The organism is Streptomyces sp. NPDC018000, assembly GCF_044328025.1.
In the GTDB taxonomy this organism is placed as follows: Bacteria; Actinomycetota; Actinomycetes; order Streptomycetales; family Streptomycetaceae; genus Streptomyces.
The window spans coordinates 1-22,141 of sequence record NZ_JBIRGM010000039.1 but is presented as its reverse complement, the minus strand read 5'-3'; the positions used below and the strand labels follow the sequence as shown (position 1 = coordinate 22,141).

At 70.8% G+C, this 22,141-nt stretch carries 24 protein-coding genes and 2 pseudogenes; 15 read left to right on the top strand and 11 right to left on the bottom strand.

Going from position 1 to position 22,141, the window contains the following annotated elements; translation table 11 throughout:
• Positions 1-421: 421 nt before the first annotated feature.
• Positions 422-589 (top strand): hypothetical protein, encoded by a 168-nt coding sequence (locus ACH4EW_RS31660; RefSeq protein WP_398262884.1) that lies wholly within the window; start codon positions 422-424, stop codon positions 587-589.
• Between the two features lie 25 nt (positions 590-614).
• Here the strand turns inward: ACH4EW_RS31660 and ACH4EW_RS31655 are convergent, their stop codons facing one another.
• From ACH4EW_RS31655 to ACH4EW_RS31640, 4 genes and pseudogenes are all read right to left on the bottom strand, one after another.
• Positions 615-1,142 (bottom strand): GNAT family N-acetyltransferase, encoded by a 528-nt coding sequence (locus tag ACH4EW_RS31655; RefSeq protein ID WP_398262878.1) that lies wholly within the window; start codon positions 1,140-1,142, stop codon positions 615-617.
• Between the two features lie 278 nt (positions 1,143-1,420).
• Entirely contained in the window at positions 1,421-1,855 is a 435-nt protein-coding gene (locus tag ACH4EW_RS31650; RefSeq protein WP_398262876.1) for a hypothetical protein, read from the bottom strand.
• A 208-nt stretch (positions 1,856-2,063) separates the two neighbouring features.
• A pseudogene (locus ACH4EW_RS31645) lies at positions 2,064-2,438 on the bottom strand (AAA family ATPase); the annotation flags it as partial.
• A 107-nt stretch (positions 2,439-2,545) separates the two neighbouring features.
• A pseudogene (locus ACH4EW_RS31640) lies at positions 2,546-3,775 on the bottom strand (hypothetical protein); the annotation flags it as partial.
• A gap of 231 nt (positions 3,776-4,006) precedes the next feature.
• Between ACH4EW_RS31640 and ACH4EW_RS31635 the strand changes: the two are divergent.
• Entirely contained in the window at positions 4,007-5,101 is a 1,095-nt protein-coding gene (locus ACH4EW_RS31635; RefSeq protein ID WP_398262875.1) for a hypothetical protein, read from the top strand.
• A 79-nt stretch (positions 5,102-5,180) separates the two neighbouring features.
• Complete coding sequence (locus tag ACH4EW_RS31630; protein ID WP_398262873.1) at positions 5,181-6,044, top strand: DUF3592 domain-containing protein; 864 nt, start codon at positions 5,181-5,183, stop codon at positions 6,042-6,044.
• Between the two features lie 629 nt (positions 6,045-6,673).
• Here ACH4EW_RS31630 and ACH4EW_RS31625 read toward each other — a convergent pair.
• Entirely contained in the window at positions 6,674-8,200 is a 1,527-nt protein-coding gene (locus ACH4EW_RS31625; RefSeq protein ID WP_398262871.1) for a hypothetical protein, read from the bottom strand.
• A gap of 215 nt (positions 8,201-8,415) precedes the next feature.
• Here ACH4EW_RS31625 and ACH4EW_RS31620 point away from each other — a divergent pair, with 215 nt between their 5' ends.
• Both ACH4EW_RS31620 and ACH4EW_RS31615 read left to right on the top strand, forming a co-directional pair.
• Positions 8,416-9,423, top strand: coding sequence for a translation initiation factor 2 (locus ACH4EW_RS31620; protein ID WP_398262869.1), 1,008 nt, complete (start codon positions 8,416-8,418; stop codon positions 9,421-9,423).
• 63 nt (positions 9,424-9,486) lie between these two features.
• On the top strand, positions 9,487-9,708 hold the full coding sequence (locus tag ACH4EW_RS31615) for a hypothetical protein (RefSeq protein WP_398262867.1): 222 nt from the start codon (positions 9,487-9,489) through the stop codon (positions 9,706-9,708).
• Positions 9,709-9,715: 7 nt separating this feature from the next.
• Here the strand turns inward: ACH4EW_RS31615 and ACH4EW_RS31610 are convergent, their stop codons facing one another.
• Positions 9,716-10,024 carry a hypothetical protein gene (locus ACH4EW_RS31610; RefSeq protein WP_398262865.1) on the bottom strand — a complete coding sequence of 103 codons (309 nt, stop codon included), beginning with the start codon at positions 10,022-10,024 and terminating at the stop codon, positions 9,716-9,718.
• 244 nt (positions 10,025-10,268) lie between these two features.
• Here ACH4EW_RS31610 and ACH4EW_RS31605 point away from each other — a divergent pair, with 244 nt between their 5' ends.
• From ACH4EW_RS31605 to ACH4EW_RS31580, 6 genes are all read left to right on the top strand, one after another.
• The gene (locus ACH4EW_RS31605; protein WP_398262863.1) at positions 10,269-11,009 is read left to right on the top strand and encodes a hypothetical protein; all 741 of its coding nucleotides are present in this window, start codon (positions 10,269-10,271) and stop codon (positions 11,007-11,009) included.
• A 54-nt stretch (positions 11,010-11,063) separates the two neighbouring features.
• On the top strand, positions 11,064-11,252 hold the full coding sequence (locus ACH4EW_RS31600) for a hypothetical protein (RefSeq protein ID WP_398262861.1): 189 nt from the start codon (positions 11,064-11,066) through the stop codon (positions 11,250-11,252).
• 348 nt (positions 11,253-11,600) lie between these two features.
• Positions 11,601-12,539 carry an NADP-dependent oxidoreductase gene (locus tag ACH4EW_RS31595; RefSeq protein ID WP_398262859.1) on the top strand — a complete coding sequence of 313 codons (939 nt, stop codon included), beginning with the start codon at positions 11,601-11,603 and terminating at the stop codon, positions 12,537-12,539.
• Positions 12,536-12,709, top strand: coding sequence for a hypothetical protein (locus ACH4EW_RS31590; protein ID WP_398262857.1), 174 nt, complete (start codon positions 12,536-12,538; stop codon positions 12,707-12,709). Before ACH4EW_RS31595 ends, ACH4EW_RS31590 begins: the two co-directional genes overlap by 4 nt.
• Positions 12,706-12,999: a cupin domain-containing protein gene (locus ACH4EW_RS31585; RefSeq protein WP_398262855.1), complete on the top strand. Its 294-nt coding sequence runs from the start codon at positions 12,706-12,708 to the stop codon at positions 12,997-12,999. The genes ACH4EW_RS31590 and ACH4EW_RS31585 overlap by 4 nt, the downstream gene beginning before the upstream one ends.
• Before the next feature lie 124 nt (positions 13,000-13,123).
• Positions 13,124-13,564, top strand: coding sequence for a hypothetical protein (locus ACH4EW_RS31580; RefSeq protein ID WP_398262853.1), 441 nt, complete (start codon positions 13,124-13,126; stop codon positions 13,562-13,564).
• 417 nt (positions 13,565-13,981) lie between these two features.
• Here the strand turns inward: ACH4EW_RS31580 and ACH4EW_RS31575 are convergent, their stop codons facing one another.
• Entirely contained in the window at positions 13,982-14,116 is a 135-nt protein-coding gene (locus ACH4EW_RS31575; protein ID WP_398262851.1) for a hypothetical protein, read from the bottom strand.
• 169 nt (positions 14,117-14,285) lie between these two features.
• On the opposite strand from ACH4EW_RS31575, the gene ACH4EW_RS31570 reads away from it, so the two are divergent.
• The 3 genes from ACH4EW_RS31570 to ACH4EW_RS31560 all read left to right on the top strand — a co-directional run bounded on the left by ACH4EW_RS31570 (position 14,286) and on the right by ACH4EW_RS31560 (position 18,526).
• Entirely contained in the window at positions 14,286-14,720 is a 435-nt protein-coding gene (locus ACH4EW_RS31570; RefSeq protein WP_398262849.1) for a DUF6083 domain-containing protein, read from the top strand.
• Between the two features lie 134 nt (positions 14,721-14,854).
• Complete coding sequence (locus ACH4EW_RS31565; protein WP_398262880.1) at positions 14,855-16,996, top strand: hypothetical protein; 2,142 nt, start codon at positions 14,855-14,857, stop codon at positions 16,994-16,996.
• 258 nt (positions 16,997-17,254) lie between these two features.
• Entirely contained in the window at positions 17,255-18,526 is a 1,272-nt protein-coding gene (locus tag ACH4EW_RS31560; protein ID WP_398262847.1) for a hypothetical protein, read from the top strand.
• Positions 18,527-19,293: 767 nt separating this feature from the next.
• Here ACH4EW_RS31560 and ACH4EW_RS31555 read toward each other — a convergent pair.
• Positions 19,294-20,004, bottom strand: coding sequence for a DUF4232 domain-containing protein (locus tag ACH4EW_RS31555; RefSeq protein ID WP_398262845.1), 711 nt, complete (start codon positions 20,002-20,004; stop codon positions 19,294-19,296).
• Positions 20,005-20,707: 703 nt separating this feature from the next.
• Here ACH4EW_RS31555 and ACH4EW_RS31550 point away from each other — a divergent pair.
• A complete protein-coding gene (locus tag ACH4EW_RS31550; RefSeq protein WP_398262843.1) occupies positions 20,708-21,100 on the top strand; it encodes a hypothetical protein in 393 nt (130 codons plus the stop codon).
• On the opposite strand, the gene ACH4EW_RS31545 is transcribed toward ACH4EW_RS31550, so the two are convergent.
• The 3 genes from ACH4EW_RS31545 to ACH4EW_RS31535 form a co-directional block, all read right to left on the bottom strand.
• Positions 21,082-21,597, bottom strand: coding sequence for a tetratricopeptide repeat protein (locus tag ACH4EW_RS31545; protein ID WP_398262841.1), 516 nt, complete (start codon positions 21,595-21,597; stop codon positions 21,082-21,084). The two genes, ACH4EW_RS31550 and ACH4EW_RS31545, sit on opposite strands and share 19 nt — an antisense overlap.
• Positions 21,594-21,887 (bottom strand): hypothetical protein, encoded by a 294-nt coding sequence (locus ACH4EW_RS31540; protein WP_398262839.1) that lies wholly within the window; start codon positions 21,885-21,887, stop codon positions 21,594-21,596. The genes ACH4EW_RS31545 and ACH4EW_RS31540 overlap by 4 nt, the downstream gene beginning before the upstream one ends.
• Positions 21,884-22,141: hypothetical protein (locus ACH4EW_RS31535; RefSeq protein WP_398262882.1), on the bottom strand; the 258-nt coding region annotated here is incomplete at its 5' end. The genes ACH4EW_RS31540 and ACH4EW_RS31535, both read right to left, overlap by 4 nt.

Sequence of the window (22,141 nt, the reverse complement as noted above, 5' to 3'; positions counted from 1 at the left end):
CGCCGGCCTGACCCTCTACGCGGTCCTACGCGAACTCCAGGCCCTCCTGGCCACCTGGACCGGCGCCTGCTCCATATGCGGCCAACCCGTACCAAACCCCGAACCCCACCATCGCACCTAACAAAGCCCTACTAGTGGCCTGAGCAGCGGCCGGAAGCTGGAACGAGCAGACGTGAGGCACACGCGTCGGGCGAATCTGCTCGGAAGCTGTGTGTCGGCGGCGCGTTTTCCGTGGCGACTCCTACAGTGGAAGTTGGCCGTCTCGCGTCGGCCCGACTCCGAGCCGCTTCCCGCCCACGCCGGGAGCGGTGGCGAGGACAAGGGGCACCGCCTCACGCGATTGCACCCATCTGTCTGTGGCCACGAGCCCGCGGCGGGGATGCGTGGGATTGCCCCGCCGTCGCCGGACTCGGGAGAGACCGTGACCACCGACAAGCACGCCAAGCGCGCCGCCCGCGAACTCGCCGCCCGCGACGGCATCTCGTACACCGCCGCGCTCCTCTGCCTCGCCCGACGCCGCATCGACGTCCTGTTCGCCATGCTCCGCGACGGCACCTTCTACGAATCACGCCCCGCAGAGGCAGCCTGACCTGGGGCGCGAGGCAAGCCGACCTCTACAAGGAAGAACCTTCCGCATCCGTCAGGTGGACCGCGCCGTCCGGCGGATCCGCCTTGCCCAATTCCAACTCCCCAACCTTCTGCCCCCCGCTCATCTCCCCCGTCGGCCGGAACCCCAGCCCCAGGTAGAAACCCTCGGGGCCGTCCTCGCCCGGGTGCCAGGTGGTGGACAGGCGGGTGCCGCCACGGCGGCGGATCTCGGCGGCCACGGACTCGACCGCGAAGCGGCCGTATCCGCGTCCCTGTTCGCCGGCCGCGATGTTAAGCCGCCACAGTCCCGAGCGGATGTCGGCGCCCCTGCCATCGCCCGCGAAGTCGATGTCGAGGAAGGCCATGAGGAAGCCGACAGCCCGGTCGCCGTCGAAGATGAGGCGGGGCCAAGCTATGCCGGGGTAAACGTATGCCTCGGCAAGGGACTTCACCACCGGTGCCACCAGGTGCTCCTGGTCAGGGCGAACCTCCAGGCCGATCGCGACATCGAAGTTGGCGGCAGTAACCGTTTCCAGGCGGAGCGTAGTCGTCATGCGGGAACCATAAGCCAGCGGATCAAGTGGTTTTCCTGACGTCGCATACCTCCCGCAGACGACGACATCGCCGGCCGCCTCCCGGCCCCGTGTGGTGGTCCACGGAACACCGTTTTGTGCCAATCACGGCGACCGACGCTTGACGAAAGAGATAGGGGCACCCCCCCGCTCCGCTCCGACGCGGCGCCGCCCGTACGGGAAGATTGGGGCGCCCCTCCCCGGGGCCGGCGCCGGCCTCCTGGAATGCCCGTGGGGCACAGCGGTGCCGTGGCTGCGGATCAGTCCTCGTCGGGTTCGCCGAGGGTCCAGCCGCTGACCGCGGAGATCGGGCCGCGCCAGGTCGGCAGGGTGTGGGTGGTGCGTCCGGAGCGGTAGGTCACGTCCTGCAGGTGAAGGAAGCGGTTGTCGATCTCGCGGGGGCGTCGGCGTTTCTCGGCGGCCTCGTCCAGGTGCCCGACCGCGTGGCGTACGACTCGGCGCAGAGTGTCGTCGTGGTCGCCGAGCCGGCGAAGGTGCAGGCGTTCCCAGGTGTCGGTGGAGACCAGAGTGCCGGTCACCAGCGCGCCGCCCAAGGCCAGGGTCACCACGATGCCGTCGGCCTCGATGTTTTCGTGCTCCGCGCCCAGGCGAAGCATCTCCAGGTGCGGGTCGAGCCGGGTCTCCGGCTGGAGCAGCATTCGCAGGGCCGGCTGTACCGCATCTCTCCACGACAACGTCCTGCTCCCCCTTGGGGTTTGTTGAACGCCTGGGTCAAGGATCCCCTGCTCGTGTCCCGGCTATGCGGCGGCCTTTTTGACCGTCACGGTGAACGGGGCGTCGTCCGTCGGTGGCGTCCTCGTCCAGGGGCCGGTGACACGCCATCCGCTCTGCTCCAGGGTCCGGGTGGCTGCGTCGGGGTCGAACAGGGTGTCGGGGCCGGTGCGGCGGCACCATCGGCACCCCCTGCACCGCCGGGTCGTCGCCCACGATGGGCAGCCCTGAGAAGTCGGACGGCTCGTGGACGCTGGCGATCACAGTCGTCAGCGGCAGGTTCAGGGAGGTGGCGAGCTGTGTCAGGGCCGCGGTTTTGCCGATGCCCGGCTCGCCCCATAGCAGCACAGGAAGGTCGGCCGCCACGGCCAGGGTGAGGGCTTCGAGCTGCTCGTCGGAGCGCGGCTCGGTGGTGGTCGTTCGCAGGAGGGTCAGGAGGTCGTCGGCGAGAGTGAGTTGGGTGCCGATTCCGGATGCGTCGGCGGGGGTGGGTGTGGGCTTGCCAGCAGCCGGTACCAGGTCGGTCAGGAGGGTGCTGGAGGTCATGGGCATCACCTGGGGTGGGGTAAGGGACGGGCAGCCCGTCCCGGATGTCGTGGGCGTGCGGCGCGGAATGCGCAGTGCGGGAAAAGGGCTTCGGTGGGGGCGGCCGGTCAGCAGGCCAGGCCGGTGCGGGGGCGGGCCCGGCTGCTCCACTTGCGGCGCATTGCGGAAGGTGTATGACGGTCTGGCCGGGGACGGTGGCCCGCCTCCGCGTGCCCCGCGCCCGGGGCGTTCGCGCCCCCTACCGCACCGGCACCGGGGTGCACGGCGACCAGCCCCGAGCGAAAGAGCCCGTGGTCGACACGGCGGGTCGCAGCCGACTCCAGTTCCTCCCGGAGCGGCCCGTCACGCAGGACGGCACCAGGACCGAGCATCCCCTCGACCACGGCCAGCGCCCCGGCGACGTCACCGTGGTTGAGTCGCTCCCGGACCGCGGGCAGTGCCTCCGGGTTGCGGTGCACCGCGTCGATCGCCCGCAGGCAGGGCAACCCCGGCCCGCCGAGCGCCACCAGCAAGTCCTCCCGGCGCAGTTGGGCCGGGCCGTGATCGATCGCCGTCAGCACCCCGTCCCGCAGCGCGATCCGGTGGACCTCGCCGCGGCAGTCCACCCGGTGCGGATCGCCGGACTCAGGGACGGGGCCGGTCACCGGTGCCGAGCCAGGCGCCGCCACTGAGCCGGACGCCGCCAGCGCTGCGGCGACGAGTGGATGCAGCCGCTCGGCCGCGACCAGCCCGGCCCGCAGCAGCTCCAGATCCGGAAGGACCCGGGCCGCCGCCTCCGGTAGCACCGGAAGCGCTGCACTTTTCTGCGGCGGCAGCCCCTCCCGCAGCGGCCGGAACGTCGGGGCATGGCTGTCGTCGGGGGCGACGAGTTCGAGCACGGCGCGGCACCGCGCACCGAGCCGCACGGCAAAGGCCCCGCGAAGGCGCCCCTCGGCCCGCAAAAGCAACTCCGCCTCGGCGGCCCAACCTGCAACTGCCCACGGGGAATCGTGGACGATGGGCCGATCGGGCCAATCTGGCAGGTCTGGCCGTCCGGGTGTGCGGGGCCGGTCGGGCGGTGCCATGGACGGTGCCTCGCCTGCACCGCACCGCCGCGCCAGTTCGCCGCTCCGTCTGAAGTCCCAGAGATGCCGGTGCAGGTCGAGCCGGAAACGCCGGTCGGGATGCGGGTGCGGGTGTGGGTGGTGCCCGGGGGCGCTGTTCCCGCGCCCCTCCCACAGGGCCAGGGACATCCGCTGTCCGGCGTCCGCCCAGGCCGGCGGTGTCCGCACCACCAGCTGCAGCGTCGTGGCGCCGGAACTCGGGTAACGGCGGCGTCCGCCGCTGCGGCTGCGTCCCGCAGCTTGTCCCCCAGCTGCCGGCGGAAGAACTTCGCGTCGAACTCTGCCGTCTCACCCTCCTCGGCGAGGCCGACCTCCACCAGGTAGGAGCCCAGCTTCTCCTGGACCGTCTCCCACGCGAGCAGTTGCTTGGACCAATCGGCGCCCGGGCGGAGTCCGCGTAGCGCATCGCGGTCTTTGCCTTCGCCCCGCTACCGGCCGTCACCTGAGCCCGGCACAATCGCCCGTATGACGATCACCACGGGTGCGCCTCCGCCCACGCACAACACGCCCGTCGCGCTCGCCCGGGGTTTCCTGACCGGTGGCGTGGTCGGGACGTCGCTCACCGCGCTCGTCGTGGGCGGGATCACCGAGAACGCACCGCTGTTCGTCACGGGGTTGGTTCTGCCCGCGGTCTACGGGCTGCTGTTGTTCCTCGCCGGTATGCCGAGGCGTGCCCGGGAGGCGGCGGTCGTGCACCGCACGGCGCTTGCGATGATCGAGAGTCTGGAGGCCGTCGGGGGTGAGTCGAGCGACGTACCGGTGCGGTTCGAGCTCACCGTCGTACCGGACGACGGGCCGGCGTACCGGGTAGAAATCACGCAGGACATCAACCTCGTGGACCTGCCCGACTACCGGCCGCGCGGTGTCGTGGTGGTCCAGTACCCGCCGGACCAGCCATGGCGGGTGCGCATCGTCAAGCGGCCGACGCCGGAGTGGGAGGACCGGGCGGCCTCGACCCGCCTCGATTCGGTGCCTGGGACGGCCAGAGCGGCCGCGCCCCCGGAGGGCTGTGCCTTCGGCTTCGTCGTGCTCCTCGGCCTGCTGCTCGGCGCGGCCGCCGTGGTCCTGCTTTTCCGCGCGGACCTCTTTGACCGGGACGACACCGCGAAGCCGTCTTCGGCCGCGCGGCCGTCCGGTTCCTCCACGTCGTCGACCACGGTTGTGTCGTCGGCGTCCGGAACGGTCGCCCTGGGCCCGGGCCAGTCGTTTCTCGACAAGGGCGAGCTGGACCGGGCCCTCGGCTCGCTCACCAAGGGTGGGGACACACGCCAGGCGCTCACCGTCGTCGTGCAGGAGCGCCTGCTGTCGGTCGTGTTCTCGCCCGGCGAGACGCAGACTCCGGGGCTCGACCCCCGTGTGCTGCCCTACGACCGTTTCCCCGCCCTGGTCGAGGAGGCCACGACCACCCTCGGCGTCCACTCCCCACGGACCTGGCAGATCACCGCCGACTGTCTCACCGGCTCCCTCATCATCAGGGTCCTCGTGACCGGGCCCGAAGGCACGGCGTCACTGGAGGCGAACCGACAGGGCAAAGTGGTGCGGCGCGCGCCCTCACGGTGAGGTGCCCTGGGACCGCACTGTTCCGGACGGCAAGGGGTGTGATCGGTGGCCGTCCCCGAAGCGGCAGGAGGAAAGACGGATGGGCTGGCACGGATATCTGGTGCTGTGGTGTGGCGTGTTCGGCGCGGTGGCGCTGGTCGGATACGGGAGGTCGCTGGCCGGGATGACCCGGGCGCAGCGGACGGTCCGGGCGAAGGGGCGGATCGAGCGGGTGGATGAGCCCCGGCACGGAAGCTCCCCCAACGACGGGATAGCCGTGGTCGTCTCCTTCCAAGACCCGACCACCGGGCAGGAGTTCACCGTCACCAACGACGGTGAGCGCGGCGAGAGGATCAGCGCGGCCTGGACGGGCCGGGAGATCGGCGTCCACTACCCGCGCGGAAGACCCCACGCCTTCCGGTTCGCCAACCACCTCTCCGAAGGCGGGCGCGGACTCGGCTGGCCGACCTTCGCGGTCTTCCTCGTCTACGCCGGTCTGGTCGCCGTCGCCGCGATCGACTGGGGCTGGCCGTGGGCTCTGCTCGGCTTCTGCGGACCCTGGGCCCTCTCCGGCGTGTACCACCTGCCCGGGAACGTCCGCGACAGGAACCGCCGTATCGACGCGCTGGCCGCCATGGCCGCCGTACCCGGCCGTGTCGTCGCCGTGCTCAAGAGCGTCACCGTCGACTCCAATGACGGACACACCTCCACCCACCTGGTACCGGTCGTCACCTTCACCACCCACGACGGCAGGACCGTCACGGCCTACTGCGAGTCCGGACTACCGGACCCCGCCGGATCGCGGGGCCTGGACGTCACGATCCACTACGCCCCCGACGACCCGGCGGTCTTCGTCCTGGACGTCGAGGCCGAACGCCGTTCCTGGAAGTGGGACATGGCCGTCAACGTCGTGGGTGTTCTGGTCGTGGCGACGGCGACCGTGGTGGGGGTGGTCGCGCTGTGACGCGGAAGCCGGGCCATCTTCTCGCCATGGATCCGCTGACGTTCGACTACGAGGACCTGCATCTGCGGGTGGACCGGGGGGTGTTCGAACGCGGATGGCGTCGAGTATCTGCCGATGGCAGTAGCCCTCCGGGCGGCCGCCCCGGCCCTCCAACCAGGCCGGCACAGGCAGCAAGGTCCGGACGACCTGCCATTCCGCCTCCGTCATGTCAGACGCGTAGCACGGGACGCGGCCCGGGGAATCCGCCGCGTTGCCGAACCTGTGCGCGAGACAGTCACACGACGGAGAACCCGAGTTGGACTCCGCGGACGCGAACACGCAAGACTGCGACAACAGGGCCTCCTGGAACTGCTCGTTGGCTTCAACAACCCCGAGCTACCAAGAGGCCCTGCCTTCATGCGCAGACCGCACCGCGATCACCCGATCAGGAACCCTGTTCGACCAGACAAGCCCGTTGATCGGAAAGCGGAGGGCTTCTCAGACATCCACGCCCGGCACACGGTGCGAGCCCTGGACCACTCTGCAGGTCCTGAGCCGAAGCTCAGAAGTTGTCACCAGCGAAGCTGGATGAGCTGGCGGACAGGACCGGTTGCGGCCGCCTGGTTCTCACCGATGAGGCATTCGACTTGTCACACGTGCTCATTTGGCAGCCTTTCTGTCACCAGTGCCGAAGATCCGGAGTTCCTGGAGGTTGAGGGCGCGTTCGCTGCCTGCACCTCCGTGCCGCGGTACGGGATCGCCAGTTCGTCGAGCCGGGCGTTCCCGGCTATGTCCCGCACGGTGACGGTCCCGGTCCCGCCGAACGCCAGCAGCAGCGGCTGTCGGGCAGTACCCGCGAAGGCCAGCGCGGTGGGCGGGCCGTGCGGGGTGGAGTACCGGCCGGCCGACCATTCGCCGTCGTCGTGCTCGGCCAGCCGCACGGTGCCCGCCTCGGTCCAGGCCACCAGGGGCACCCGCGCGCCGCCGTCGAGGCGGGTGGTCAGAACGACGCCCACGCGCCGGTCGGGGGCGGCGGCCCGCTGTTCCACGCGGCGGAAGCCGCTCGCGGTGCTCTGCCACAGTGTCAGCGCGTCGCCACAGTCCGCCACGACCCAGGTCTGTCCGTCCGCCGTCTGCGCGGCCACGTCGCACACCTTCACCTGCGCGGCCTCGATTGCGGGCTGCGCGGTCCACGCGTCGCCCTGTCGGCCGTACGGGACCACTCGCCGCCCGTCCGGGACGAACAGCAGGCACCCGCCCTCGGGAGCCTGTACGAGTGCGAGTCCGGGGACCACCTCGTTGACGTCGCCGTCCAGTTCGACCGGGTCGTCCTCGATCCGCTCCGTGAGGTCCTCGGCCAGCCGCCACACCCGGACGCGGCGCCCGGCCGCAGCGGCCACGAGCCACGCGCCGTCGTGCCACAGCGCGGACACCGCCGTGACCCGTTTCCCCAGGGAGAACGCGACCCCCGGACCCGCCTGGCCGCGCAAAGGGGTGTGCACACCAAGCAGCACCCGCTCGCCGGTCGCCCGCGCCAGCAGCACCGACCCCGAGGACGCCGTCGCCACGGCGATCCGGGGCCATGCCTCGCCGCTCACCGGCCGCGGGGGCGAACCGGCTCCGGTCAGCGCCGCGGTGTCGACCACCCGGACCTCGTCGCCGTCCCCGACGGCCAGCCGCCCGGTGCCAGCGGGGTCGAACGCCAGTCCGCTGCGCGGCGCGGCCAGCCGCAGCACCGCGTCGACCGTGTCGTCGGTGAGGCTGCGCACCCGGACCCGTCCGCCCTCGTGCAGCGCGAGCAGCGGCACGGCACCCCGCCTGCCGAGGGCGATCTGCCGCGCCGGGGAGTCGAACCGCGCCACGCGGACGATGTCCGGGTCCCCGTGCCCCGGCGCGGACATGCGCCATACGGTGACGGCGTCCCGGTCGGCGCCCGCCTCGGCCACCGCCACGAATCCGTGGTCGGCGTCCTCGGCAAGGGCCGCGGCGGCGCAGTAGCGCACGCCCGGCGCGCTGTGGAACTCCCGGCCACCGCGCACCAGGGGCCGGTCACCGTAGAGCTTGCCGTGCAGTTCGTGCAGGACCAGCGAACTGGCGGCGGTGAGCAGGAAGCAGCGGTCCCGCAACGCCAGCAGGGCCACCCGGTCGGCCGGCACCGGCAGGACGTCGTGGCGCACGTCCCGATCACCGGGCGCGCCCCCCGACGCCACGGCCCAGCGCCACGCCCACACCCGGCGCCCGTCCGCCGCCACGATCTGGCGACCGAGCCGACCAGACCGGTCGACCGGAGCGCGTCCCGTCTGATCTCGACATCGGCAGACAACCCCGTAGTCCCGATCCGCGTGACGCGTGTCACGTGATTGCTGAACAGGGCCTCGGGAAGGGCGGGTTGATGACCCTCATGGACAGGTTCACCGTGATCGGGCGCCAGACCGACTGTCATGTCTTCGAAGGAGACGGGACCAGTCCGATCGCCGAGGAGAACATGCGGGTGAGGTACGTGCCCGAGCGCGTGGAACTGCCCGACGAGGTGGCCGAGTGGCGGCGCGAGATCGAGGCGGAGGAGGCCCGCAAAGAGGCGGCCGGCGAGCCGTACCGCTGGAACAACCCGCGCTTCGCGGTGCGGCGCCTGGTCGTCTCTCGTACCCACACGGCCGAGGTCCCGGTCGCCACGCTCACCTTGTGCGACGCCGACTACTACGACTTCCTCGCCACGTCGATCTATCTGGACCGCGGGCAGAAGAACGGCCTGACTTTGCGTCAGCAGTACCTGGAGGGCAAGGACCTTCTGGAGGTGCCGTCGTTCATGTTCTGCAGCTTCGGCGTCAACGTCGCCGTCGAGACCGGCAAGGACGGCAAGATGCTGTTCTCCCGCCGCAGTTCACGGGTGGCCGGTCCCAACACATCCAAGTGGAACTCCTCCGCCAACGAGGGACTCGCCAGCAACCACGACCTCTCTCCCGACGGGCGGGTCAGCCTGCACGCCGCCGCCCGCCGGGCACTGCGCGAGGAACTGGCCGTGCTGGACTCGGACGAGGTCGACCTCGAACTCCTCGGCTTCGGCTTCGACGTGCGCAACAACCAGTGGGCCGGCTTCTTCCGCGCGGTCCTCACCGACCTGTCCGAAGAGGATCTGCGGGTGCGCTGGAGCCGGGGCGTGGCCGACAAGTGGGAGCACGAGGGCCACGCCTTCGTCGACGCCGGCCCCGAGTCGGTCCTCAGGTTCATCCGCGACGAGCCCGAGGAGTCATGGACCCCCTGCGCGCCCGCGCTCTTCTACCTCGCCCTGGTCCGCGGCGCGGTCCGGGCCCGCGGCGGCGACCCCGACGCACGGTATGAGGTCGAGGCTGTCGAGCGCAGAGTGCTGGCGGAACTCGACGGGGAGGAGGACACCTTCTAGCGTCGGCGGGCCCGGAGGCCGGGCTCAGGCCACGCGGGCGGTCCACTCTCGAACCGCGAGTCGATGCCCGCCGGAGTACCGGCCGGGGCCGCCTTCTTCGCGCCCGGCCGTCGTGACGTCGACGTCGGCCTGGTGGTGCGCGCCGGACGCGGCGCGGCCGCCGGAGCAGTGGCGACGGGGACGGGGCTGGTCTGGGTGTTCTCGGTTGCAGTCATGACCGCAGCCTCGGGGGCCGGCGAGGCGGCACTTGAGGACGGGATCGGGCAAGCGGAGGCCGGCGCCTGAACTCTGCTCAGTCTGCGGCGCGGTGTTCGTCGTCCAGGTCGGCCATGGCGTAGCCGTGCTCGTCCGGGTGTCGGGCCAGCCGCACCATCACCCACGCGGTCCGGGCGTCCATGCCTTCGCCGTAGTCGGCGGCCAGGTGCCGTGCCTGCCAGGTCGTGCGCGGGGCGAGCACCCACCGTACGAGCGGGAACCGGACCCGCCCGGTGCCGGCCGTCGTCGGGGCTGCCCCGTCGAGGGCGTCCTCGGGAGGGTGATCGCTGTTCGGGTTGGGCACGGTTGCGAGTCTGGCGACGCCCTTGATTGCCCTGGCGGCCATCAGGCCAGAGATCACTGAAACGAGCGGCGGCTCAGCACCGTGGTTGACGCCTTGGCGGGGTGCGGTGGCACAAGCCGAAGACCCTCACCAACCGATGAGGGCTGCCCCCAAGTCAGAGGCTGAACCGGGGAATCCGCACCCGGGCTGTGCGCATCCGGCAGGAGCCGTTCGGGTGGCGCGGTCGTGTCCGCGGCTGCGGGGTGCTCGTTGACCGCCGGGGGCTGATGAGCGAGGGAGGCCGCCAATGGGGCGGATCAAGAAGAAGCGCGCTCAGCGTGACGCACGCCGCCAACCCGGTGCAGGGCCGATGGCGCCCCCTCCGTTTCCGCAGGACGAGGTGGAGCGAATTTGGCGTGCCTGGGACCGGGCAGTGGACACCGGGCTGATGGCCAGCGGCGCGGAGACGAAGTACCACTTCACCCCGGACGGCAAGGTGCTCTCGGTCGCGGTCGGCAAGAGCGGGCAGGTGCTGGCCAACGGCGAGCGCCTTACTCCGTCAGTGGCCGAACGGCTACGAACACAGATGCCGCTGCTGGCCGGGATGGTCACCTTCTACGAGAACAACCAGCTCGCCGGTCGCGGCCTGGACGGAGCGCCGGAAGACAGCGTGATCCCCCTGCCGCCGCCCGCCGCGCCCGATCCGATGCCGCCGCTGGACAAGAAGGCCCTGGCCGCCGCCCAGGCCGCCACCGCTGCGCTGGTACGCCAGGGCAAGGTCTCCGAACCGGTGGGCGCGATGGTCATCCCTGCCCAGCGCGGCGGGGTGTTGTTCGCGGTCGGAGGCCGTGACGGCGAGCTGTACGTCAACGGCCACGCACTCACCCAGCAATGGGCCGATGAGCTGCGGGCCAAGGTGCCGGACCTCTCCTCGGACGTCGACCGGCTCCAGGCCATACGCGCGGAGTGGCTGGACGTGCCGCCCGAGGACCGGACCCTGGCGCTGGCCGACGGCTGCACCGACCCGAACTGCCACACCCCGCACTGAACGGAGGCTGACCCGGGGCAGGCTGTTGGCCGCGCAGCGCTGCGGCGTCGTCGCATGCCGGCAAACAGGGCGATCTCACCAGTCTTCGCCCTCGTGCCGCATACGGTGAGCTCGCCGCCCGCGCACCATCCCGGCACAGCGGCGGGCGGCGGGAAGCGCCCGTGCTGGGCCCTGTGCGGCGTGGCGGCCGAACTCGACCCGGTGCTGCGGGGCTTCGACGCCGGGTTCGGCGGTGGCGATTGATGTCGCGGGGCTGTCCTACGACCGGGCCTCGGTGTTTCCCGGATAGCGGTGGCGACTTCCAGAAGGGTGTACGCGACGGCTGCCAGGCCTTCGTCGATGGCGTCGGTCATCTTCTCCTCTTCGCGGCCGGAGGCGCGGTCCGCGTTCTTCTCCACGTAGTCCCCCAGGTAGCTCATCTCCGGCACGTTTTGCTTTCTCATCAGGGAGACGAGGCAGCCCCTCCGGGTGTGACAGCTCATGCGGAACGGCATACATCCGCTTGCTGCATCTTCCCGATGACGAGCCCACTATGAGCCCTTTGTGTGAACAGGCTGCGCGCCTGAGTCGCCCCTCCCAGTAAGGACCTGTATGCAAGCCATCGCTGTTCGAGACCGTGACGCCGGTCTTGCCGGGCTGTCCCTGACGGACATGCCCTACCCCCATGCGGCCGAGAACGACGTCATCGTGCGGGTGCACGCGGCGGGCTTCACTCCCGGCGAGCTGGACTGGCCGGGCACGTGGGCCGATCGCGCAGGCCGCGACCGGACCCCGAGCGTGCCCGGGCACGAGCTGTCCGGTGTCGTCGTAGAGCTGGGGTACGGCACCACCGGCCTGAGCGTCGGCCAGCGGGTGTTCGGCCTGGCTGACTGGACCCGCAACGGCTCGCTCGCCGAGTACGCCGCGGTGGAGGCCCGCAACCTCGCTCCGCTGCCGGCGGACATCGACCATGCCTTGGCCGCCGCATTGCCGATCTCCGGGCTGACCGCCTGGCAGGGCCTGTTCGACCACGGCCGCCTCAGCACAGGCCAGACCGTCCTGATCCACGGCGCCGCGGGCGGCGTCGGCTCGATCGCGGTACAACTCGCCCGCGAGGCCGGCGCCCGCGTCATCGGCACCGGCCGCTCCGCCGACCGGGACAGGGCACTCGCCCTGGGCGTCGACACCTTCCTGGACCTGCAGGCCGAGAAGCTGGAGGACGCCGGCGAGGCCGACGTCGTGTTCGACGTGATCGGCGGCGACATCCTCGACCGCTCGGCCGCCCTGGTCCGGGCCGGCGGCACGCTCGTCACCATCGCCATGCCGCCCAAGGTCCAGCCCAAGGGCGGGCGGGCGGTCTTCTTCGTCGTCGAACCCGACCGCGTCCGGCTCACCGACCTCGCCCAGCGGGTAAGGGACGGCCGGCTCAAGCCAGTCGTCGGTACTGTGCGGCCGCTCGCCGAAGCACCCTCCGCGTTCGCCCCCGGCACGCGCACCCCGGGCAAGACGATCATCCGCGTCACGGAAGACCGAACAGGAGACCGATCGTGATCGGAATGCGGATCGCCGGTGGTCTGCTGGCCGTCGCCACGCTGACTGCGGCCACGGCCTGCTCGACCTCGGACCAGCCCGCCCACGTCAAGGGGCCGACCGCGGCCGCAGCATCGACACACCCCTCCGAAACCCTCAAACCGCTGCTCCAGCAGGCCTTCCGAACGTGAAGGGCAGGACGTTCACCTCGGCGGTCGTCGACTTCCCGCCCAACGCACACGCAATGCCGCACCGGCACGGCCAGGCGTTCGTCTACGCCTACGTCCTCGAAGGCACCGTGCGCAGCAAGCTTGACGGCAAGCCCGTGACCACCTACCACCAGGGCGAGAACTGGGTCGAGCAGCCGGGCGCCCACCACGTTCTCACCGAGAACACCAGCCGGACCAAACGGGCCAAGCTCCTGGTCATCTTCGTCTCCCACACAGGAGACAAGCCCAAGGTCGACGACCCGAGGTCGTAGCCCGGGGCACGCAGCGGGCGGCACGCTCCGCACGAACTCTGCCGCTGCCGGAAAACACTCCACCGGCCACCAAGATGCGCCCGAAGGGGGCACATGCTCGCCCGGGGCGCGGGGGGCGCAGGAGATGACGCTGGCACGCCAGCAGGTGATCAGGGCCTCCGGGGCCGACGGGCCGGGCGTCCTCGGGGCGCTGCACTGGCAGACGGGCCAGGTTCCGCACGCGCTCAAGGGGCTGGATGCGCAGAGGTGCGGTCCGGTCGTCGCGGCGGCGGCCCGTGCGGCGAACGCCCTGCTCGCGCTGCTGGCCTGCTCGGCGGTGTTCTCCCCGGAGGACGAGCGCGCCGGTCGGATCCCCGACGAGCTGGCCCGGGCCCGCAAGGACCTGGCCGAGGCGCTCGCCGAACTCGACGAGGTGCCCGCCACGGCCGCGGCGATGTTCCCGGCGGCGGCGTCGGCCTGTAGGGAGTGGCGGGCGCGTGCAGTGACACGGTGGGTCGCCGGGGTGGCGGTGTCCCCGCGGGACTTTGCTCTGCGGATTCGTAGGCGGCCTGCCGGTCGCCGGTGAGCTCGCCGATCACCGGGCCGATCTCGGCGAAGGCGGGCGACGGATCCGGGTCGGGAGTTGCCCACACAGCGACAGCGCGGCCCTCATCGGCGACCCACACGCGGCCGTACACCATGCCGATGCGGGTGAGGCAGATTCCCTGGAAGCGTCGGATCCGCTCCTCGTGGCCGTCCGCGGCGATCACGTGCCGGGTGAAGGGGTAGTTGGCAAAGGCTCGGGCAAGGGTGTCGACCGAGGTGGGGATGTCGACCTCGGTGACAGGACGTACGACAGGGACGTTCTGGTTGTGCGCCATGTTCACCGAGCCATCCTGTCAGCGGGCAAATGCCTCGCCAACGCAATTTGACCAGGGGGAACGTGTCAGACACCCCGGCCCGGACGGGCTTCGTTCCCAAGCTCTGACGCACAGACCGCAGCTCAAGCGCCTTGGAGGTTCTCCGTCCGCTCGGCCTCGGACCAGGCGAGGCCGAACGGAGTGCCGAGCGGAAACGAGCGGACGAGCTCGCGGCCGCCCACCGTGCTGCGCCTGCCGGAGCCGTTCGATGTGGACATCGAAACCAGCGGGCTGATGCCTGCCTAAACCAGCCAAGGGCTGGATCGGCGGCCGAGTCCGTTTGTGGCCTGTGTGGCTTCGTGCGGTCACCTCAGCACCCCAGGCCCCTGGTGTAGCGGCCGGATCGCGCCCTACCGCACCTGACGACACGTCCGGACCCTTTCAACCATGGGGGACACCGAGAACACCACACCCTGGCCGTACCACCCCGACGACGAGCTGCAAGCCCTCCACGAAGGCGCCACCGCACCAGCACCGCCTGCCCCGCCAGAATGCCCGGACTGCGGACTCCGGCAAGACCGGTACCCCACCCTTCACGACGGCCACTGGGTACTTCTCGAACGCGACGTCACGGTCCCCGCCCATCACCTGCCGCCCCGCCGGCGATGGCTCATCACCCCCGACGGCATCGCGTGGAACACATGGGATGCCGAGCCCACCCCCGGTGCCTTCTGCCGTGTAGCCCACCACCTCGTCTGCCCCTACCCCGAAGAACCCCTGTGGCGCTGGCCCTGGGGAACCGCGCAGCGCGAGAAGAACGACCGCCAGGCGCAGCGCCTGTTCAACCTCCCCGAACTGCGCGACCTGCCCGACTCCAGCTGACGGGTACGGTGTCCGTTGGTCGGGTTCGGTCACCCGGTGATACGTATCGGTCATCTCCGCGTGCCCGGGGCGGACCGCCGCTCACATCAGAATCAACTCAGCGCGTGCAGCGGTGGCGGGAGGTCCTGGCGCAAATGGCCGCAGGCCGGCTGTCGGTCGGTTCACGCACGCCCGTGAATGGGCTTCCGCCCTGGGTGACTCTTGACGTGGTGCGGGGCGGCTTCGCCACCGGGACCGCGGGTGCGGGCGGCCCGCTCCAGGCCCACGAGACCGAGGCCGCGCAGAGTTTCGGGGTGCCCGCTGAGCGGCGCGCGCTCTTCGGCTACTGCCTCACCGAGCCAGGACTCGCCTGGCTGTGGGCCCGGTTGGACAGTGGCCGCTACGAGATCGGCGTGCCCGAGGAGGCCGCGCTGCTCACCATGGCCTGGCTGGTCCGGCACGGGGAGGCCGACGCGGCGCTCGACCTCGTGGCGGAACTGGAGCCGTTCACCGACCGGCTGCGGTTCCTGCCCCGCCCGGCGGACGGGCCCGCTCCGGACGTCACCGCGGCCGTCCACCAGCACACCGTCTCCGAGGCCATCGCCACCCTCAGACGGCGGCGGCCCAACTCGGCCGTCGAGACCCAGCGCGAGGCGCTCACCGTTTGGCAGCCGTTCGGCGACGAGCTGCTCGTCCACTGGCTGCGGACGGCGCGGGACGGACAGGTCCTCGAACTCGCCCCGGATGCAGACTGGCTGGCGCACGGCGAGGTCCTGCTCGGCCGCTACCGGCTGCTCGCCGCGGAACACACCCGCTGCACCAAGCACCGCAACCCCAAGGAGAACCTGGGCATTCTGCACGGCGCGCTGGAGGAGATCGTCGCCGGACGACCGCTGGAAATGCGCCGACTCGGTCTGCTGCGGCACGCGGTGGAGTCCATGGTGCGGCGGCGTGGTCTGCCCGGCTCGGCCGCGCACATGGCCCTGCGCCGGCGCCAGGCCGAGCAGGCGGCGCTTCCCTCCCACCACGCCCTGGCCCAGCTGATGCTGCGCCGACTCGCCGTACTCCCGCAGGAGACGGGCAACACCGACGTCGCCCCGTTCCTGAGCGCGGTGACCGAGGAAGAGAGCCGGGAGACCGGTCTGCCCGCCGGAGCCGTCGTACCGGCCGCGATCCGCCAAGTGGTCGAGTCCGCGCTGAGCGCACCGCTCGGCATGCTCGTGGAGCGGGGCGTCGTCCCGTCCGCTGAGGTCCTGGCCGAACTGGTGCCGCAGTTGGTCGCCGCCGCCACCGCGCAGGCGTACGGCGATGAGACACTGCGAGCTGTGATGGCCGCGAACTACCGGGCGTTCCGCAACCGCCGCTCATTGCTCCTGCTCAACCTGGAACGGCAGGTGCGCGTCGAGGAACTGCCCTGGGTACGGGCGGTGTCGGGGCAGCGATCCGCAGTGCTCGGCAGACCGGACGGCGAAGGTGCGCTCGCCGTGCTGCGGCAGCTGGGCGAGCTGGCCGTACAGGCCTTCCCGGGCACGATCCTGCCCAACCCGTTGGTCCGCGAGTTCGGCGTTCTTGAACGCCAGTGCGACCTGGGCGCCCCGTTCGTGGAGGAGCTGGCCGCCGACATCTTCATGGGCACGTTCAGCCCGAAGTTCCTCACGGCGGCGCGGGTCGCGGGCGAACTGCTCGGCGGCACGCTCTACGAGCGTTACTACGGCATCGACTACGCGGCGATCCGCAACCTGGCGATCGCCGAGACCGGCGCAGCCCTGACCCGTTCCTACGGCGCCCGTGCCTCTCCCGGTTTCGCGCGGCTGTGCGCCGAGCGGGCCGGGACAACGTCGCGGTCGTGGTCTGTCGCGGCGAACGGCACGGTGATCGAGCAGGCGCAGATCCTGACCACACACAACCTGGCCACGCTGGTCCACCGGGTGGGCATCGCCCCACGGCCCGGCTGGGCCGACCTGGCACGCCGCTGCTTCGTGACCGTGTGCCGGCTGACTGCCCGTGTGCACCGCCACCCGCGGCCGTTGGGCACCATCAAGGACGCGGCGTACGCGTGGCGCCAGATGGTGTTCCACCTGTCCCTGTGCCCGCCGGAGGAGCAGCGGCGGGTCATCGCAGTCCTGAACGAGGAACCGGCCCGCTACCCGGCCCATGTCGCAGCCCGGCTGGCACCCGCCCTGGCGGGCCTGGCCCTGGTCGCCGAGGGCGGCACCTTCTGCAATGACGGAACGGCGGACGGCAGCCGCGCCCGGCGCTTTCAGGGATGGAGCACCGGCGGGCATTGGATGTGGTGAAGACGCCTGTACGCGCCTGCTGACCGAGCGGCTGGCAACGTGGGCCGGTGGTGGTCTGCCGAGCGCTTCTGGCAGGCCATCAACGACTGCCGGGCAAGAAGGAGCACGAGGGGTACATTGGCCACACTGCGTACCCCCTGCCCGAGGAGTAGCCCCGCTGTCCTTCTGACGGCACGCCCGTGGTGGGGCCGTCCGTCCTCACGACGGATGGGCCCACCTCTGTGACCTCACCCGGCGGATCAAGGAGCGACACCGACCATGGCACGGCAGCGCGAAGAGTACGGCAAGCTGTTCGAGGGCGACTTCGGCCTGAGCGCGCTCGCGGGCGGGATCGCGGCCTCCCCCGAACCACTCGACGAGGACGGTGTGCTCCGGCTGGCGGTGGAGGTGGCGGCCGACGGCGACGGCGAGGGCGCAGTGGAACTGGGCCTGGACCTGGCCCGTCTGCTGGAGACCGATCTGCCCGACGAGATCCTGGACACGGTCTGGACGGCCGTCACCGGCGACGACCGCCGGCCGACCGCCACCGGGGCGGACACCCGCGATCGACTGAGCCGACTCGCCACGCGCTACCCCGTACCACCCGGGACGGGAGCCCCGGGACCGGGACGGGAGACGGAGTCACGGGCCGACGTGATCGCGGAGGTGAGGGCGTCGGACCTGGGGCACGCGGCGGCGGAGTCGGCGAGCGTCACCGACGAACCCGACGCCGCGCTGCCGACGGCCCTCACCACGATCGTCGACCACACCGACGAGGGGCTCGGCCTGCGCCTTCTGCTGCGCGCTCTCAAGACCCGTCGCGTCCTCGTGGCGAAAGAGCGGTACGACCGCCTGACAGCCCTCGGCAAACGACTCGGCTACCCCGGGCCCCTCGTCTACGACGGCCTGCGCGTGGCATGGCTGCCTATCGACCCGACCCGGCGGGACGGGGAGGGCGACTTCGGGCTCTCCGAGCTCACGTCGTGGTTCTCCTGGGAGTGGACGGAGCACACCGCCCGCGACCGGCTGCGCGCGGCGGTCGCGGCCGAAGACGCGGCCGCGACCCCCGGGTCCGCGGCGGCGCTCATGCTCGTGGACTCCCACCGCCTCCTGGAGTCGCCGCTGTCCGACGACACGATCGCCACGCTGTGGCACGGGGCCACCGGCGGGGTCCATGACCCCGGACGCCTCGGCCTCAGCCCCCGGGACTGGCTCGGGACGGTCGCCGAAGCGTGCCGCGCACACCTGGCCGAGGTCGCTCCCGGCCATCGGCACACCACGCCACCGGTCGACACGGTCCACCGGGACGCGGTGCTGCGGGAGGTACGGGAGGCGGCCTCCACGCTCGGTGACGCACCGACGGCGGCAGTGGAGGACGTCGTCACCCGGGTCGACCCCGACCTCGGCTACCGGTTGCTCCTGCGCCTGCTCACCGTACGGGCCGCCCCCCTCACCGAGGAACGGTACGCACGCCACTTGGCGCTGTGCCATCACTTCCGCTACGGCGCGGAGCATGTGGCCGAGGCCGTCGAACTACTCCGGCACCGCTGACCCACGCCCCTGCTCCGACCGGCTCCCCAGACGCACGGGGAACTGCCCCGAAGGCCGCCACGTGCCGAGAGGGGGCTACTTGTCGCCGTCCTTGGGGGCGTCCCGTGCGTGCGGAGCAGTGAGTGCTCCTGCGTCGAACGTTGGAAGAGGCAGCGAGATGAGGGAGCCACCTACACCATTGGGCGGCACGCTACCCGGTTGCACCGCTGGGACTGTCCGAGTTTGAACTCACCGGAGAAGAGCCTGGAACAACTGGAACTCTCACGCCCCTATGCCCGTAAGGCCGGCGAAATCCACCGGTCCCGTCTGCCCGACCTGTGCACCGCCCAGGAACTGCGGCTCAAGGGCTGCCGCAAAAGACTGTGCGGCATATGCGGCCCCGACCCGTTATGGAACACGCAGGCTCGTTCAGGTGGTGTCATCGGCCTCGTCTGCCGGCGCCCCGCTTCGGCGTACTCGCTCAGCGCTAGCCCAGCCCCCCTCTCCCGGTCCAGGAAGTCGGCGCCTTCCTCCTCCTGACGCCGGTAGTCGTCGGCGGCCTGACGGTTCGCCGAAGGTCCGGCCTCGTTCTTCGGGCCCGAGAACGGGTAATTGTGACTGAGCTTTGTAATTGACCAGTTGAGCGTGTGGGCGGGCAGGGCAGGACGAGCGGGGTCCAAAGGGTGGCCTCCGGTGATCTCGCCGAGTCGCTGGTCGCCGGGGAGCCTTGCGAGTTGCTGACCATAGACGCGCTGGAAGGCGGTGACGCGTCACTGACCGACGGGCCGTCAGAAGTCGTACGGCTTCTTGGTGCTCCAGTTCAGCACGTCGGCCTCGTTCCAGCTGAACTGCGGCTTCTGGCCCTTGGTGTCGACGGAGTAGAAGGGGCCGTTGTGACCGTCCGCGCCGCGCAGCGCGATGGCGAACGAGTGCGCCGTGTGGTTCTTCGAGCCGTAGCCGAAGAGGTTCACCGCGCTGTATGCCTTGCCTCCGGGCCGGAGCGTAATGCGCTTGTCGCCGCCCGGGTTGTCCTTCTTCGAGTGCGGCAGTGCGGCGCCGTCGACGTCCCCGCCGAGCTTCACGGCCGGGTACGAGGTGACCCAGCATGGCTTGGTGCCCTCGTTCGACGCGGTGACCAGCAGGTGGTCGCCCTGCTGACCGGCGAACCGGTGCACCGCGGTGACCAGCATCTCGCCTCCGCGGCACTGCTGGGCACCGGCCGTTGTGCCCTTGCTCGCGACCTCGTCCGTTCCGCCCCGGGCGGTCGCCGAGCGCAGCCCCTCCTTGGTGTCACCACCGCTGTTGGCCTGCTCCGCACCGCCCTTGCCGTCCCCGTTAGACGCGGGCCGGCTCTGCGCGGTACCAGCGGCGTGGTCGCCGCCCGCCGCCTTCGAGCCGTCGTCGGCGCCGCCGCAGGCGGTCAGGCCCAGCGCCAGCGCGGCGGTGACGGCGGCCAGGGTGGCGGAACGGGCGGTACAGCGGGCACGGTGCGTAGTCATAATGAAAGCTCCCTCATGGTCTGTCAGGACACGGCACCTCCTGCTCCCGCAGGGCGACCGGCCGCATCCGCTGTTTCGCTGCACCCCATGAGATGACGCCGGGGCGAGCGTCGTTCACCCGGGTCTGTCCGCATTCGGTAACAAGGCAACTGGGCGCAGACACAACGGCGTTCACGCCGTGCCCGTCAGCGGTGCAGCGCCTCCGGCTGCTGCGGGTTCGTCGCCGTGTCTGTGGACGATCACGTTATTTCCCGGGCCTGCAGTCACGTTATTCCCCCGGGCGCGACCGGGTGAGGTTGATTCCGATCTTGGTGAGCATTTGGCCGAGTAGGTGGAGTGCTCGCGCTTGCGTTGGTGCTCCGCGGGCGGTGCCCCGCCAGTAGGTGTCTGTGAATGTCTCGACTGCCGTGAGGATCTGGTTGTCGTTTCGGGCGGCCAGCACCAGAACGAATCTCACGTAATCGCCGATGTCGGTGCCCCGGGGGTGCTGGTCGGCAAAGCCTTGAAGCCGTGGGGTCAGGGCGGGCAGCGTGCGGGCCGTGGGGAAGACCACGGCGAGGCCAGCGAGTGCCAGGCGGACTGCTGGGCATTCGATTGCCCATCGGGCCAGCAGGTCCGGAGTGCAGGACTGGACGACCTCTCGGGCCCGGTCCTCACCGGCGGAATCGGCGTGTGATGGGAGGTCTGGCCAGCATCCGGCAAGGTGGCGATCACCGACAGTGGCGGCATTGAACAGGATGTTCACCGCCTGGAGCCGCTGCTGCGGTGGCACTCGGTCGTCGACGGCCAGGGTAGCGAGCAAGGCGACACCGTCGGCGGTGTGCGGCTGGCAGGTGTCCTGGTGGAGAATCTCGTTGTAGAAGTCGCCGCGGAAGGACCTGTTGTCATTCCAGAACGAGTCGGCCGAGGGATCGAACAACATCGCGGCTTGCGGCGGATGCTGGTCTGTCAGACGGTCGGTGATGACGTCCCGGAAGACCCGTCGGATTGGCGGCCCGAAGACGCGACCGGTCGCCCAAGCCTCGTGAAGGTCGGCGGCGGTCGCGTCGTCCGGATCCGATCCTCGCATTCGTTCGACTACGTCCCTTCCCGCTGAACAGCGTCCAGGTCGTCGGCGTAGTGCTCAATCGCCCGCCGATAGTCCCCCACCCGCCGGTCGCTGCTGGTGGCCGCCAGCGTCCTCAGCAGCAGCCGAACCGCCTGGCGACCCTCACCGCTGTTGTACAGCGCCATAGCCAAGAAGGCCTGCAAGGCGGGATCGTCCGGGAACTCCTCCAACGCGCGGCGCAGGGTCTGCACCGCCGACTCGTACTGTCCCAGCACCCGGCGAGTGCTTCCCAGCCCGAGGAAAGCCCCATGACGGTCCCTGTCCGTGAGTCCTGCACCGCTCAGGGCGCGCTCGTAGAACGGAACAGCCTCGGCCTCCAAACCGAGCACGTCGTGCACCCAGGCGGTCTGGTAGGCGATCTCGGCATCCTCCGGATACCGCTCGGCCAGCTCCACCAACGGTTCCCGGGCCCGTTCAGCATGGCCCTGTTCCCGTAGTTCCACCGCCCGCACCAGCGCCGCATCCCGTTCGTGATCACTATTCATGCCGCCTCACGCTGGCACACTGCACCCCAGCTGGCAACACGCCACCCACCGTCACTGCCGCCACGCCAGACCGGCACCTCAGCTCTCCAAACCAATCCGCGCTGCCGCTTCCCCTGCCACAGGTGGCGGGTGAGTTCGATCAGGCGCGGGACGGTGCGGTTGGGGTTGCGGTCGCCGATGTGGCTGAACACCAGCAGCACGGGCGGGTGCGGCACGTCGCCGATCCGGCCCGGGGGGACGGTCCAGCGGGTGCGCCGCATCGGGCGCTCCTTGCCGCCGGTGTCCTTCATCGTCCGCTTGAAGAACCGGGCGTACTTCTCCAGCTTGTCGGCGAACTCCTCCGCGGTTTCGTGGCAGTTGTGTCGACCTCGATGAACCGGGCGCCGCAGCTCGTGGGAGGCGGCTTGACGTCGTAGCCGGCATCGCTGACGATCACGATGTCCGGGTCCCCGGCCCGCCATTGGCCCGCGGTGATGAGCCGCTCGACGACTCCTCGTAGCCGGGCGGCGGTGACGGCGGTCGCGTCGTCCACCGGTCCGAGCCG

Bases quoted from the DNA above. Each gene is read 5' to 3' on its own strand.
- ACH4EW_RS31655 (WP_398262878.1), bottom strand. From the start codon at position 1,142: ATGACGACTACGCTCCGCCTGGAAACGGTTACTGCCGCCAACTTCGAT.
- ACH4EW_RS31635 (WP_398262875.1), top strand. From the start codon at position 4,007: ATGACGATCACCACGGGTGCGCCTCCGCCCACGCACAACACGCCCGTC.
- ACH4EW_RS31630 (WP_398262873.1), top strand. From the start codon at position 5,181: ATGGGCTGGCACGGATATCTGGTGCTGTGGTGTGGCGTGTTCGGCGCG.
- ACH4EW_RS31620 (WP_398262869.1), top strand. From the start codon at position 8,416: ATGACCCTCATGGACAGGTTCACCGTGATCGGGCGCCAGACCGACTGT.
- ACH4EW_RS31615 (WP_398262867.1), top strand. From the start codon at position 9,487: ATGCCCGCCGGAGTACCGGCCGGGGCCGCCTTCTTCGCGCCCGGCCGT.
- ACH4EW_RS31610 (WP_398262865.1), bottom strand. From the start codon at position 10,024: ATGGCCGCCAGGGCAATCAAGGGCGTCGCCAGACTCGCAACCGTGCCC.
- ACH4EW_RS31605 (WP_398262863.1), top strand. From the start codon at position 10,269: ATGGGGCGGATCAAGAAGAAGCGCGCTCAGCGTGACGCACGCCGCCAA.
- ACH4EW_RS31600 (WP_398262861.1), top strand. From the start codon at position 11,064: ATGCCGGCAAACAGGGCGATCTCACCAGTCTTCGCCCTCGTGCCGCAT.
- ACH4EW_RS31595 (WP_398262859.1), top strand. From the start codon at position 11,601: ATGCAAGCCATCGCTGTTCGAGACCGTGACGCCGGTCTTGCCGGGCTG.
- ACH4EW_RS31580 (WP_398262853.1), top strand. From the start codon at position 13,124: ATGACGCTGGCACGCCAGCAGGTGATCAGGGCCTCCGGGGCCGACGGG.
- ACH4EW_RS31575 (WP_398262851.1), bottom strand. From the start codon at position 14,116: ATGTCCACATCGAACGGCTCCGGCAGGCGCAGCACGGTGGGCGGCCGC.
- ACH4EW_RS31570 (WP_398262849.1), top strand. From the start codon at position 14,286: ATGGGGGACACCGAGAACACCACACCCTGGCCGTACCACCCCGACGAC.
- ACH4EW_RS31565 (WP_398262880.1), top strand. From the start codon at position 14,855: ATGGCCGCAGGCCGGCTGTCGGTCGGTTCACGCACGCCCGTGAATGGG.
- ACH4EW_RS31560 (WP_398262847.1), top strand. From the start codon at position 17,255: ATGGCACGGCAGCGCGAAGAGTACGGCAAGCTGTTCGAGGGCGACTTC.
- ACH4EW_RS31555 (WP_398262845.1), bottom strand. From the start codon at position 20,004: ATGACTACGCACCGTGCCCGCTGTACCGCCCGTTCCGCCACCCTGGCC.
- ACH4EW_RS31545 (WP_398262841.1), bottom strand. From the start codon at position 21,597: ATGAATAGTGATCACGAACGGGATGCGGCGCTGGTGCGGGCGGTGGAA.
- ACH4EW_RS31540 (WP_398262839.1), bottom strand. From the start codon at position 21,887: ATGAAGGACACCGGCGGCAAGGAGCGCCCGATGCGGCGCACCCGCTGG.